We start from the raw sequence: 13,997 nt of genomic DNA on the forward strand, positions 1-13,997 counted from the left end.
GTAGACATATCATTCCTAATACCCGATATTCTCAATGGAGATCGTATGTATTATTCCTTAGTCAGGAAGGCATTGTTTCGGCTAGATCCTGAACGTGCCCATGATTTTACCTTCCGCCAGTTAAAACGTTTATCTCATTCCCCATTTCAATTTCTTATTCAGCAGTCACTTCCTTCTAAACCTGTTTCCTGTATGGGACTCTCATTTAAAAATCCACTTGGTCTTGCTGCCGGTCTTGATAAAAACGGTGATTGCATAGATGCATTGGGTGCAATGGGATTTGGTTTTATTGAAGTTGGTACAGTGACACCACGTCCTCAAGTGGGAAATGATAAACCTCGTTTATTCCGCTTAGTGGAAGCAGAAGGTTTAATTAACCGAATGGGCTTTAATAACCTTGGTGTCGATAACTTAATTGAAAATGTAAAACAATCTCGTTATGGTGGCGTACTGGGTATTAATATTGGTAAAAATAAAGATACCCCAGTAGAGCAAGGTAAAGATGATTATCTGATTTGTATGGAAAAAGTCTATGCTCATGCGGGGTATATCGCAATCAATATCTCCTCACCAAATACCCCGGGTTTACGTACACTACAATATGGTGAAGCATTAGACGATCTGCTATCAGCAATTAAAAATAAGCAATTAGAGTTGCAGGGTAAATATCAAAAATATGTTCCTGTTGCTGTTAAAATTGCACCTGATTTAACACATGAAGAATTAATCCAAGTTGCAGATAGCTTAGTCCGTCATCATATTGATGGTGTTATTGCGACAAATACCACATTAGATAAATCATTAGTGAGTGGATTAGATCACTGCAATGAAGCTGGGGGATTAAGTGGTCGTCCTGTACAATCAAAAAGTACACAAATCATTCGCCAATTAAATGAAGAATTAAAAGGTGCATTACCTATTATTGGTGTCGGTGGGATTGATTCATTAACGGCAGCCAGAGAAAAAATGGATGCAGGTGCTTCTCTTATTCAAGTCTATTCAGGATTCATTTATCAAGGTCCTGCACTTATCAAATCTATAATTAATCATATCTAAATACATTTAATAATGAGTTAGGGGCTTTTCTTCTGCCCTTAACTCGTTTATATTGCCTCTAGTTGGTTATTTTTTATTAAATTGCACTGATTGTGCTTAATTAATAGTAAAATGAATCCTGTTTTTGTTAGGTGATATTAAATATTTTATTTAGGTCATTTAATTTTGATTGTTTATCAGAGTATAAAACAGGGAATGAATCTAAGGGGGATTAATTAGTGATAATAAAACCCGATGATCGCTGGCGTTGGTATTTTGATGTTGAGCAACAAAAATTAATGCTTGATTTAGCAAATGGTATGGTTTTTCGTTCCCGCTTTTCAAGCAAAATGTTGAGTGAGAGTGCTCGGCAATCAGCATCTTTTACCGTCGATGATGCAGCTCTTTATTATGGATACGATGAGCAAATTCGACAAATAGATATGCCATCAGAATCAAGAGCTGAATTAGCTTTAAATGCATTAATAGCCCATCGCTTTTTAAAGCCACTGATGCCTAAGAGTTGGTATTTTGAAGTTAACAATAATCAAATCAACCCTTATTTATCGCAAGTGGTAGAAGTTTCATTAAAAGAAGAAGACGAAACCGCTCTTTTTTTAGTGACTGAAGTGGGGGCTCAAGCTTGTTTATGTTTATTAGCGCAACCTCAGTTAACATTATTTGATAGAATACTTAATTTTTGTGACCCAATAAAAATAATGAATGATAGGTTAAGCAATTACCATAAAAAGTCAGAGTCAGGATCATTTTTGTACGAGAAAGTTATTTAACAAAAAGAGTAAAAAGGACTTACTCTTTTTATCGTTACTCATTATTTATGACATTCTAAAAACAAATTTATCTCAAACAATACTCCCTAATATCAAATCTTCATTACTCTCTTTCTGTATTCTTCTAAAAAATAAAATGAATTTATCAATAAATTCTCATTGAGTTATTAATAAGATAATTCTTATTAAATAAACTGTTTTATTTAAAATAAAAAAAGAAGATAAGGGCAAATTACCTTCTTTTAATTTGTGATAAAGATAAGCGTTATTTTTTATTAAGTGAAAGTTTCACATTACCGTTAGGCACACAGCTACAAGCTAAAATTTCACCTGAGCGTTATGGCTGAGCGAAGGTAACACCTTATTTATTAAGAATACTCTTTCATGGAAAGAGAACATGATTAGCCAATAACTTGTGTGGTTACGCTTAATATGGCTCTTTGAAGAAGAGAGATTTTCTTATGGTGTGTTCTCCTCCCGTTGGTATCGGGAGTGATAGATACCCTCCAATGATTTATCAAGAATACCCTAAAAATAAAGAAACTGCGCTTACTGCTACTGGACTGAAATTAAATATTCCCAAAGAAACACAACTGAGAGATATAGCAAGGCAAAAAGGTATCATTAATACTTCGGCAACTGTAATTGAACAGATTGTTAATGGGACGAAACAAATTGAATTAGTCAAAACGAATACACCAGTTAAAACTCGTGTAGTTGAAGCAAGAAAAACGGTTGAGAAAGGTATTTTTGCTTATACTTTACCAAATAAGAAACAAGAAAGAATAGTTCAGATTGGTAGTGCGGAGATCTTAACGGGGACTGCATTACCTCAGCCAGAAAGACATAAATATCTACCTGGTAAGATATATGATATTCCTAGGTTTAATACTTTACCTTTAGATGCACCTACTTTTTTTACAGAAAGTGAGAAAGAACAGTCTTCGCTAAAAGAGCCTATAATTTTGGTGTTTCCATGGGAATTGGGAATAAAACCAATTTATTTATCGACAGGAAAGAAAGATAAACCTCGCCAAGGCGTAAAAGAGCGCGGCCATAGTTATCACCCAGCACCAAGAGCTGAAGATATTAAAGGATTGGGCATCCTTAAGCCCGTTCAAGGTAAAACACCTAAACAAGGTGGAGCAGGCAAACGTAATCGCTGGAAAGGTGATAAAGGGCGAAGGATCTATGAGTGGGATTCACAGCATGGCGAGCTGGAAGGATATCGCGCCAGTGATGGTCAACATATAGGGGTATTTGACCCCAAAACAGGTAAGCAGTTAAAACCTGCAGATCCTAAACGCAATATCAAAAAATTTCTATAAGGTAGATAAGATTATGGGATTGAAATTACATACTCAGTGGTTTGATAAAAAAACAGAAGAAATGATAGGCGAAGAATACTCAAAAGATTTTGGTGATGATGATTTCCTGATTGATGAAACAATTGATCCAAAAGATGAAAATATAATTAATAATGGGGTTTTTGATTTACATAAAGATTGGGTTAAAGCTATTCAAAAGCATGTTACACATAAAATTGAATTGAATAAGTATATTTATCAAATTTCTTTCGACTATCGTGATAAATGGTAATGAACAAGTGTATATAATATTCATTTATATCATTTTGAAAGTCTCTTAATGGAGACTTTTTTATTGAGTTATGAGATATCCTCTTAAAAATTAGCTAGTTAATCAATCTTAATGCACTTATTCTCAAGAAAATCCTTTTCATTACCTTTATACTTAACAAGGTAATACTGTTCTGACAAATCATAACGACTGACGATGTAATGAATATTAGGGGGAGATTACTTGAGCTTTGGGATTCAATAAACTCAGTTATATATGATTGGGGGAAAGCTAATCAATTTAATATTTACTGATAACGATATATATCATACATAACTGTGTTTATATTGAGTTCTTTATTTCATTTCTTTGTTTATAGCAATGTCATTTTTATTATCTTTAAGTGAAAGTTTCACATTACCGTTAGGCACACAGCTACAGGCTAAAATTTTACCTGAGCGTTTAATTGCGCCAGCTTTTAATGCATTAACATCGCCTTCATCTAATTGGATAGCACAAGAGCCACAAAGGCCAGCTCGGCAACTATAAGGAATGGTATAACCATTATTTTCAAGCTGTTCTAACAGGACTTCTTGGTTATTACCTTCGAAAACCTCACCGTTAAATTCAATACTGACAGTCTGTTCTTGTGCGTTTTCAACAATAGGTGTTGATTGTGTTTCAACAGGTGCTGTTACAAGATATTGTTTCGCTTCTTTATAAGCTAATACTTCAACAGTGTCTCCCACACGAATAATACCCGTTTGACGAATGATGATATTTTGACCAAAATCGACATCACCCGTTTCATCACTACGGAATGTTTGCAGTGTTGCGAGTGGTTCTGTGTTAGGATGTTTAACGCCTTTATCAATACTGATTGTGGTCATGATGCAACGGCTACAAGGTTTCATAAGATCCATCACAACAGCGCCAATACGAATAGTTTGCCAAGTATCTTCTTCAAAAGGCTTTGCACCTGTTATGAGGATATTGCCTCGAAATTGCTCAATATTAATTGAAGCGGGGCAACGCTGTTGTAAGTATTGAAATGAGGCTTCATTAATTAATAAATAAGGGTAACCATCAGCGAAAGAAACCGCGGTTTCTGGATTTTTTTTCACTCGACGGGTCGATTTTTCACCCGTCCAACGAAGTTGAACATCCATTTTTAAATAACGACTGAACCACTGATTTATTTCATCTGGTGCCACATACGCGGTAAAATGGTTGCCCCAAACTTCTGTCGGCTGCAATGTGGTCTCAAAATCTTGATAAGTGATAGCAATGCCTTCACCATCAGGTGCTTGAATATAAATACCGTTTGCCATGACAGTGGGAATAAAACACAGCAAAATGGGAAATTTTCGTGCTGTGATAAAAGTCCCTTCTGGGGTGGTTATCATAAAATCACGATCAAACGTGAATCCGCTCTCACGAGCAAATGCATGAGAAAGTCGAATTCCCTTCATTGATTTAACTGGGTGTATATAAAGGCGTGAAACGTTGATCATCGGTGCTCCCAAAAAGACATTATTATTTTTTATAGCCAGTAACTTTATGACAACGTAATACAATTAGCTATAATGCCCAACAATTTTATTTTAGGTGGTAACAATATTATGCGCTCTCTGTTTGCCAGCACAGGCCGAGGTCTGGAAGAACTATTAAAATCTGAACTTGAACACCTTGGTGCTCAGGCTTGCCAGATAACACAAGGCGGTGTTTATTTTCGTGCTGATGATAAAACCATGTATCAGTCTTTACTTTGGAGCCGTTTAGCGTCACGTATTATGTTGCCGTTAAATGAGTTCAATGTTTATAGTGATTTAGACTTATATCTTGGTGTGCAGGCAATTGATTGGAGTGAAATTTTTACTGTTAATCAAACTTTTGCTATCCATTTTAATGGTACGAATGACATTATTCGTAATAGCCAATATGGTGCATTAAAAGCAAAAGATGCCATCGTTGACTCATTTCAACGTAAAATAGGGCAACGTCCAGATGTCGCTAAACAATCTCCTGATATCCGCTTAACTATCCACCTTCATAAAGAAAAGGCCTCATTGTCTTTAGATTTAAGTGGTGATGGTTTACATCAACGTGGCTACCGCGATTTAACAGGACAAGCACCATTAAAAGAAAACTTAGCTGCCGCAATTATTATGCGTTCAGGCTGGAAAACCGACACACCATTAATCGATCCAATGTGTGGCTCTGGTACATTATTAATTGAAGCTGCCATGATGGCGACTGACTGCGCTCCTGCATTAAATCGTGTGCATTGGGGATTCCGCCATTGGTTAGGTCACGATGAAGCGTTATGGAAAGAAGTGACTCATGAAGCGTTTGCCCGTTTCCGTGAAGGTAAAAAGAATACCACTGCGCGTTTCTACGGTTTTGATGTCGATAAACGTGTATTGGATATGGCAAGAGCCAATGCCCGCAGAGCGAATGTAGCTGAACTGATCACGTTTGCTCATGGTGATGCCGCTAAACTGACAAACCCTGTGTCAACAGAAATAAAAGGGACTATTATCAGTAATCCTCCTTATGGTGAGCGTTTAGAAAGTGAGCCAGCATTAATTGCACTACACAGCCAATTAGGACGAGCGATAAAAGCACATTTCCCAGGATGGCGATTATCGCTATTTAGTGCATCACCAGAATTGTTAAGTTGTATTCAATTACGTGCTGAAAGAGAGTTCAAAGCAAAAAATGGTCCTCTTGATTGTGTACAAAAGAACTATTTACTTTCTGATACACCATCAACGATTAACACTGGACTTGCGGAAGATTTTGCAAACCGTTTACGTAAAAATGAGAAAAAACTCGCGAAATGGGCAAAACAACAGCAAATTGAATGTTATCGTTTATACGATGCTGATTTACCTGAATATAATGTTGCTGTGGATCGCTATGGCGATAAAGTGGTTATTCAAGAATATGCCCCCCCTAAAACGGTTAATGAACACAAAGCCCGTCAGCGTTTATTCGATGTGATTAGCGCAACAATGGAAGTATTGGCATTACGTTCTGATCAACTGATTTTAAAAACCCGTCAACGCCAAAAAGGTAAACAGCAGTATGAAAAAATGGCCGAAAAGGGTGATTTTTTCTTAGTTGACGAGTTTGGTGCAAAATTTTGGGTAAACCTAACCGATTATCTTGATACCGGGTTGTTCTTAGATCACCGTATTGCACGAAAAATGCTGGGTGAAATGAGCAATGGAAAAGACTTCTTAAATCTTTTTGCTTATACCGGTACAGCTTCTGTTCATGCGGGAATTGGTGGTGCAAAAAGCACAACAACCGTTGATATGTCCCGTACTTATCTTGAATGGGCTGAGAAAAATTTCCAAGCGAATGGTTTATCTGGCAGACAGCACCGTTTAATGCAAGCAGATTGCATTCAGTGGTTAATGCAGAGCAATGAACAATTTGATGTGATCTTTATCGATCCACCGACGTTTTCTAACTCTAAACGAATGGAAAACACCTTCGATGTACAGCGGGATCACATTGAACTAATGAAACATTTGAAACGTTTGTTAAGAAAAGGCGGAACAATTATGTTCTCAAATAACAAACGTGGATTCAAAATGGAACATGACGAGTTAGCAAAAATTGGGTTGTGTGCAAAAGAGATAACACAGAAAACATTATCACAAGACTTTGCGCGTAACCGTCAAATTCACAATTGCTGGCTGTTAACTCATGCTGGTGAGGAATAATTTACAATGCCGTTAATTAGTTTGACTGGGGCTTATCTCTCTTTCAGTGATGCCCCATTATTAGATAGTACCGATTTATTTATTGAAGAAAATGAACGCGTTTGTTTAGTTGGACGCAATGGTGCGGGTAAATCAACGCTATTAAGAGTGTTATCGAAAGAGCAACCTTTAGATGATGGTCAAGTGGTTTATGAGCAAGATCTTGTAACTGCTCGTTTGCAACAAGATCCGCCAAGAGACATTGAAGGTACTATCTTTGACTTTGTTGCAGAAGGTGTTGAAGAAGATGCTAAATATCTAACGGATTACCACCATATTTCTAAATTGATTGAGACAGATCCTTCTGATAAAAATCTCAATAAAATGGCAGAGCTGCAAGAAGTACTTGATAGTCGTAACTTGTGGTTACTTGATAGCCGAATTGCAGAAGTGCTAGAAAAACTCGGTTTAGATGGTGAAGCAGATCTTTCTTCTCTATCTGGTGGTTGGTTAAGAAAAGCAGCATTAGGACGTGCATTAGTCAGCGCACCCAAAGTGCTGTTTTTAGATGAACCAACAAACCACCTTGATATTGAAACGATCCTTTGGCTTGAGAAGTTCTTAAAAGATTTCCAAGGAAGTATAGTCTTTATTTCTCATGACCGTTCATTTATCCGGAATATGGCAACGCGGATTATCGATCTTGATCGTGGAAAACTTTCTTCATGGCCAGGAAATTACGATAAGTATCTTGAAAGCAAAGAAGAAGCATTACGTGTTGAAGAGCAACAAAATGCAGAGTTTGATCGTAAATTAGCGCAAGAAGAAGCGTGGATACGCCAAGGTATTAAAGCTCGACGTACTCGCAATGAAGGTCGTGTTAGAGCATTAAAAGCGCTACGTGTTGAGCGCAGTGAACGCCGTGAAGTGTTAGGTAGTGCACGTATGCAGGTCGAAGAAGCGACTCGCTCTGGTAAAATTGTTTTTGAACTTGAAGATGTTAATTACAGCATTGGAATGCGTAAGTTAGTTCATGACTTTTCTGCCAAAGTACAACGTGGTGATAAAATTGCGCTGGTGGGACCGAATGGTTGTGGTAAAACCACTTTATTGAAACTCATGTTGGGCGATTTAAAAGCAGACAGCGGACGAGTTCATTGTGGTACTAAGCTTGAAGTTGCTTACTTTGATCAGCACCGTGCGACACTTGATCCTGATAAAACAGTCATGGATAACCTTGCTGAAGGTAAACAAGAAGTGATGGTTAATGGTCGTCCGCGCCATGTACTTGGTTATTTGCAAGACTTCTTATTCCCTCCAAAACGTGCAATGACGCCTGTTCGTGCTCTTTCAGGGGGAGAGAGAAACCGCCTATTACTGGCTCGTTTATTCTTAAAACCAAGTAACTTGCTTATTCTCGATGAGCCAACCAATGATCTCGATGTTGAAACATTGGAATTGCTAGAAGAGCTTGTTGATGCCTATCAAGGCACTGTTTTACTGGTTAGCCATGATCGTGAATTTGTTGATAATAGTGTAACTGAGTGTTGGATCTTTGAAGGTGATGGTGTTATTAACAGCTACGTTGGTGGATATTACGATGCTCAACAACAACGAGCACAGTCGGGTTCACTAAAAAGTGCGGCAAGCAAACCGCGCAATGCACCAGAAAAAGCTGAAAAAGAAGCAAAAGTGAAAGATAGCTCTAAAAAGAACACTCGTTCTAACAAGTTAAGTTATCATTTGGCGCGAGAACTTGAGCAACTTCCTGCTAAATTAGAAAGCTTAGAAACGCAGTTAAGTGCATTACAAGAAGAAGTAAGTGGGGCAGATTTTTTTACACGTCCTCATGAAGAAACAGAAAAAGTGTTAAAAGCGCTTGCAGATAAAGAACAAGAGCTTGAAACTGCTTTTGACAGATGGCAAGAGCTAGAATTGATGCAAAACGGCGAATAGCCGACCGAAAACGGGGCATCACGCCCCGTTTTACTTTCTGAGTTAACTATTCTTTTATTGATTATTCTAAATAAGAGGTGTCGCTGTGTGCTCTGGTCAACAACATCGTCATGAACATAAACATGAGCAAATATTATGTCCTCAGTGCGATCTGGTGGTCAGTGTTCCTCAATTAGTGCAAGGAACAAAGGCAACATGCCCTCGTTGCCATACTATCTTAGTTGCACGTTGGCGACAGCCTTTTTATCAACCTGTCGCATTAGCAATCAGCGCATTATTTATGTTGCTAATGGCAAGCCAGTTTACTTTCGTGAGTATGGAAGTGGCAGGTATTGCTAACAATGTGACACTGATGCAAATCCCAACGGTGATGTTTAGTGAAAATTACGTCGAATTAGGCGCATTTTTCCTACTGTTTGTTCAAATTGTGCCCGCTTTTTGTATGGTGGCAATCTTACTTCTTTGTACACCAATTCAATTACCTCGAAAGCTACAAATTTGGTTATCACGGATTTTATTCCAATTAAAATCGTGGTGTATGGCGGAGATTTTTCTTGCGGGTATTTTAGTTAGCTTCGTAAAATTAATGGCTTATGGTGATATTGGACTTGGACTCAGTTTCCTACCTTATGTACTTTATTGCTTATTTCAAATTCGAGCATTCCAGTGCCTTGATAAACATACTTTATGGGAAAAATTAGAACCTCGTCCAAATTATCCCGATATTGAATCAGGTAAATCAGGGCTAAAACAAGGCGTTAGATTATGTCGTTCATGTACGGCAATCTTACCCGCAGATCAATATGAATGTAGTCGCTGTGAAGTTAAAGGGTATGCAAGAAGACCGAAAAGCTTGCAATGGACAGTTTCCCTATTGATTACGTCATTTATTCTTTACATCCCTGCTAATTTATTACCTATCATGGTGACTGAATCATTAGGTAATAATATTTATTCCACAATTATGGCTGGGGTAATTTTGCTTTGGGAAGACGGCTCTTATCCTGTTGCGATGGTGATATTTATTGCCAGTATTATGGTGCCAAGCTTAAAAATGGTAGCAATAGCGTGGTTATGTTGGGATGCACATAAATCGAATGGAAAAAGAGATCCTGCTAGAATGCATTTTCTCTACGAGGTTGTTGAATATGTAGGGCGTTGGTCGATGATTGACGTCTTCGTCATTGCTGTTTTAGCTTCATTAGTCAGAATGGGACGTCTGATGAGCATCTACCCAGATTTTGGTGTGGTGCTATTTGCAGTAGTCGTGGTACTCACTATGTTCTCTGCAATGATGTTTGATCCTCGGTTGACGTGGGATAAATGTACAACCGAAGATGATAAACCGATGATTAAGGAGCCTAAGGGTGACTGAAAAGAATGAAACTGCTTTAACTGAAGCAAAAATTAACAAATTAAAAAGCTGGTCTCCAGTTTGGATCATACCGCTTGTCACCTTATTGATTGGTGCATGGATACTTTATTATCATTTCAGCCATCAAGGTCCTGAAGTTACCTTAATTACTTATAATGCTGAGGGCATTGAAGCCGGTAAAACGAAAATCAAAAGTCGTAGTGTAGATATTGGTTTAGTCGAAAGTGTCACACTCGACAGTAATTTTAGCCGCGTTATTATCAATGCACGTCTTGATACCGGCATGAATGAACTATTACGATCAGATACCGCTTTTTGGGTTGTAAGACCGCAAATAGGTAAAGAAGGGGTGACCGGGCTGGGAACCTTGCTTTCAGGTGCCTATATTGAATTACAACCAGGTTTGACTGGAAACGAGAAAAATGAATTTAATCTTCTCGACTCACCACCGCTAGCTTCGCCTGATGCGAAAGGCATTCGCATTAACTTGGTGAGCGAAAGAGCAGGTCAATTAAATGCAGGTGACCCTGTTTTATTTAGAGGTTATCAGGTCGGCTCTGTTGAAACCAGTGAGTTCAATATCGAGAGTCGAGACATGCATTATCAACTCTTTATTAAAGCGCCTTATGACAAAATGGTGACATCTAATGTTCGATTCTGGAAAGATTCGGGTATTGCTTTTGATATGTCTTCATCTGGGGTGCGTGTTGAAATGGCATCTCTTTCCACTCTCTTTAGTGGCGGAGTGAGTTTTGATGTTCCTGCGGGTTGGTTGCCAGGTGAACAAATTGCACCTAAAACAGAGTTTAAACTCTACGATAATGAGAAAAGTATTCAAAACTCGTTATATACTGATTATCGTAGCTACATTATGTTTTTCTCTGATTCAGTAAGAGGATTACAAGCTGGAGCCCCTGTTGAGTTTCGAGGAATTCGGATGGGGACTGTTGTTCAAGTACCTTATTACACAAAAGGTATGCAACAAACGTTGGATAAAGATTTTCGTATTCCAGTGCTTATCCATGTCGAACCAGAACGTTTTGCCAATGATGTGGGTGAAAGTTTTGATTTCGTCAAAGAGATCACTTCAGCTTCTAATAATGGATTAAGAGCTTCATTAAAATCAGGTAACCTTTTAACAGGTGCTCTGTATATTGATCTTGATTTCTACCCAGATGAAAAAAAATGGGAAGGACCTCTAGAGGTCGCTGGCTTCCAGCAAATACCTACAGTGGGATCAGGTTTAGCGCAAATTCAACAAAAAGTGATGACATCGCTTGATAAGATCAACAACCTTCCTGTTGAACCGATGCTTAAAGAGATGACAGCAACTTTATCGGAAAGCCAAAAAGCAGTTGCTGAAGCAAAAGAAACACTGAAAGCATTGAATGCCATGATTGGCAGTGATGAATTTAGAAATCTTCCTAATGATATTCAACAGTCACTGGAAGAGATCAATCGCAGTATGCAAGGTTTTCAACCGGGCTCTCCGGCTTATGGAAAAATGCTCGATAATATGCAACAGCTTGATCAAGTGTTAAGAGAGATGCAGCCTTTATTGAAAACATTGAACAATAAGAGCAATGCATTGATTTTCGAAGCGAAGGAAGGTAAAGATCCAGAACCAAAGAGGGCTGAAAAATGATGAAATACATCATTGGGATATTTGTGTTGATGTTAATGGGATGCTCGAGTCAGATTGATAAAATGTATTATCAGTTGCCTAATATTTATCAAAATAGCGTCACAGAACAAGTCTCGGCAACACAGTCAGCTAAGAAGCCTCAAATTTGGGTTCAGCCGATCCGCTTGTCTAATATGTTAACTAATGCAGGAATTGTTTATCAAACGACGGATATTAACTATACCGTGGCTAATCAGCACCTATGGATTAATCCACTTGATCAGCAATTACAACAGAACCTTATTTTAGGTTTAACAAAAGCATTGCCAGGTACCGTCGTTGCTAATCAACCTGTTGAGGATAACTTGGCTAAATTAACGGTTACTGTTAATTACTTTCAAGGCCGTTATGATGGACAAGTAATTATTTCAGGTGACTGGATTTATACTGACAATAATAAAGTGATTAATCAGCCATTCTCTTTAGTTTTAACACAAACTGAAGATGGTTATCCTGCTCTAGTGCGTACATTAGGAGAAGGGTGGGAGCAAGTTGTTTCTGATATAGCGAAAGCGATTCAATCCCAATATTAACTGATTTAGTCTTACGTTTATTCAAACCCAATATTCTCTTTAATTTTTTCAAATTGAATATTGGGTTTTGTTTATTTAAAACACAAAAGGTAACAATATGTTAGCCAAACTTAAAAAGAAATACCCCACTGCAATTAGTTGGTCATTTGGTGACAATGCTCAGTTAGCAGATGAACTTGCTATGCTAGTGATTGACGGTAAAAAAACGGCAACATGTAGCTCATTGAGTGGTTTTTTTAGTGACAGTGTTATTCCAGTTATCGGTGGTTTTAACATTATTCTGAACAGTAAAAACGAGCCTGTTTGCGTGATTCGTACACGTTCTTTGCAGTTAATTCGATTTAATGAAGTCACAGAAGAGCTAGCTAAGAGAGAAGGTGAAGGGGATTTAAGTTTGTCCTATTGGCAAGAAGGACATAAAGCGTTCTTTAACCGAGAAGGCACTTTTTCAGAAGATATGGAGTTAGTATTTGAAGAGTTTGAATTAATAGAAGTCTGTAAGAGGCACTAATCACTTATTTTGCCTTCAATGATGGCTAATTCCTTAATAAAACAAAGGTAATTAAAAAGCGCTTTCTACAAAAAAGATAAATAGAGCAAAAACTTATATTTATTAACCAAGTTTTATATTGACATAAATTTAAAAATAAATATCAATTTATCTTATTAAATTTCTTAATTAAATAAGCTGAAAATAGCTTAAATAGTTTTAAATTAATAATGTATGTTAAATATCAATAAATTAAATTTTATTTTTCGTGATGTAAAAAATAACCCGATAATTTCTTATGATAAATATTAAATAATAATGTTGGTTATTAAACTTGCAACTGGCTCAACATCACAAATATGACATTTGTATTAACTTCTTTACTTGCTTAAATGCTCAATAGAGCGTATCAATTTATAGTGATTGTTGAAAAAACAATCATTATCTTTCCGCTTAAACTTAGAACGTGAGGGTTGTCTAGATATGAAAAGACAGAAACGAGATCGTTTAGCAAGAGCATTATCGAAAGGTTATCAAGCTGGTATGCAAGGCCGTTCAAAAGAACTTTGTCCTTATTTCGCGGTTGATGCGCGTTCACATTGGCTGGGAGGCTGGCGACAGGCCATGGAAGATCGCCCAAGTCTGATAAAATAAATAATCCGCCGTAGTGAAATAAACAATGATTACATTGGAATATTATCACTAAGATTTTGTCGACAATCAAAATAAGGGTTATTTATATACATTTCTGTGTTCATATTGAATACAGTACAATTTGAATATAAATAACAAACAGTAGTTATAAATTGAATATAAAAAGGCTTGCATCTTTTGCGAGC

At 37.4% G+C, this 13,997-nt stretch carries 11 protein-coding genes and 1 pseudogene; 11 read left to right on the plus strand and 1 reads right to left on the minus strand.

The window, feature by feature from the left end:
- The first annotated feature begins 45 nt into the window (after window positions 1-45).
- The 4 genes and pseudogenes from pyrD (at window position 46) to SB028_RS06595 (ending at window position 3,425) form a co-directional block, all read left to right on the plus strand.
- On the plus strand, window positions 46-1,056 hold the full coding sequence (gene pyrD, locus SB028_RS06580) for a quinone-dependent dihydroorotate dehydrogenase (RefSeq protein ID WP_036912193.1): 1,011 nt from the start codon (window positions 46-48) through the stop codon (window positions 1,054-1,056).
- Window positions 1,057-1,274: 218 nt separating this feature from the next.
- The gene (locus SB028_RS06585; protein ID WP_069368259.1) at window positions 1,275-1,826 is read left to right on the plus strand and encodes a cell division protein ZapC; all 552 of its coding nucleotides are present in this window, start codon (window positions 1,275-1,277) and stop codon (window positions 1,824-1,826) included.
- A 1,016-nt stretch (window positions 1,827-2,842) separates the two neighbouring features.
- A pseudogene (locus SB028_RS20720) lies at window positions 2,843-3,154 on the plus strand (colicin E3/pyocin S6 family cytotoxin); the annotation flags it as partial.
- Window positions 3,155-3,167: 13 nt separating this feature from the next.
- Window positions 3,168-3,425, plus strand: a complete 258-nt coding sequence (locus tag SB028_RS06595) for a colicin E3-like toxin immunity protein (RefSeq protein ID WP_069368260.1) — start codon at window positions 3,168-3,170, stop codon at window positions 3,423-3,425.
- Window positions 3,426-3,760: 335 nt separating this feature from the next.
- Here the strand turns inward: SB028_RS06595 and SB028_RS06600 are convergent, their stop codons facing one another.
- Complete coding sequence (locus SB028_RS06600) at window positions 3,761-4,918, minus strand: YcbX family protein (RefSeq protein WP_069368261.1); 1,158 nt, start codon at window positions 4,916-4,918, stop codon at window positions 3,761-3,763.
- 108 nt (window positions 4,919-5,026) lie between these two features.
- On the opposite strand from SB028_RS06600, the gene rlmKL reads away from it, so the two are divergent.
- The 7 genes from rlmKL (at window position 5,027) to rmf (ending at window position 13,812) form a co-directional block, all read left to right on the plus strand.
- Window positions 5,027-7,141 carry a bifunctional 23S rRNA (guanine(2069)-N(7))-methyltransferase RlmK/23S rRNA (guanine(2445)-N(2))-methyltransferase RlmL gene (gene rlmKL, locus SB028_RS06605; RefSeq protein ID WP_069368262.1) on the plus strand — a complete coding sequence of 705 codons (2,115 nt, stop codon included), beginning with the start codon at window positions 5,027-5,029 and terminating at the stop codon, window positions 7,139-7,141.
- Window positions 7,142-7,147: 6 nt separating this feature from the next.
- On the plus strand, window positions 7,148-9,076 hold the full coding sequence (locus SB028_RS06610; protein ID WP_069368263.1) for an ABC transporter ATP-binding protein: 1,929 nt from the start codon (window positions 7,148-7,150) through the stop codon (window positions 9,074-9,076).
- An 85-nt stretch (window positions 9,077-9,161) separates the two neighbouring features.
- On the plus strand, window positions 9,162-10,451 hold the full coding sequence (gene pqiA, locus SB028_RS06615; protein ID WP_069368264.1) for a membrane integrity-associated transporter subunit PqiA: 1,290 nt from the start codon (window positions 9,162-9,164) through the stop codon (window positions 10,449-10,451).
- Complete coding sequence (gene pqiB / locus SB028_RS06620) at window positions 10,444-12,096, plus strand: intermembrane transport protein PqiB (RefSeq protein WP_069368265.1); 1,653 nt, start codon at window positions 10,444-10,446, stop codon at window positions 12,094-12,096. Before pqiA ends, pqiB begins: the two co-directional genes overlap by 8 nt.
- Entirely contained in the window at window positions 12,093-12,668 is a 576-nt protein-coding gene (pqiC, locus tag SB028_RS06625; RefSeq protein ID WP_248620403.1) for a membrane integrity-associated transporter subunit PqiC, read from the plus strand. The genes pqiB and pqiC overlap by 4 nt, the downstream gene beginning before the upstream one ends.
- 97 nt (window positions 12,669-12,765) lie before the next feature.
- Window positions 12,766-13,179 carry an ASCH domain-containing protein gene (locus tag SB028_RS06630; RefSeq protein WP_069368266.1) on the plus strand — a complete coding sequence of 138 codons (414 nt, stop codon included), beginning with the start codon at window positions 12,766-12,768 and terminating at the stop codon, window positions 13,177-13,179.
- A 462-nt stretch (window positions 13,180-13,641) separates the two neighbouring features.
- Entirely contained in the window at window positions 13,642-13,812 is a 171-nt protein-coding gene (gene rmf, locus SB028_RS06635; protein WP_069368270.1) for a ribosome modulation factor, read from the plus strand.
- Window positions 13,813-13,997 lie beyond the last annotated feature (185 nt).

Origin of the sequence: Proteus vulgaris, from assembly GCF_033708015.1 — a bacterium.
Classification (GTDB): domain Bacteria; phylum Pseudomonadota; class Gammaproteobacteria; order Enterobacterales; family Enterobacteriaceae; genus Proteus.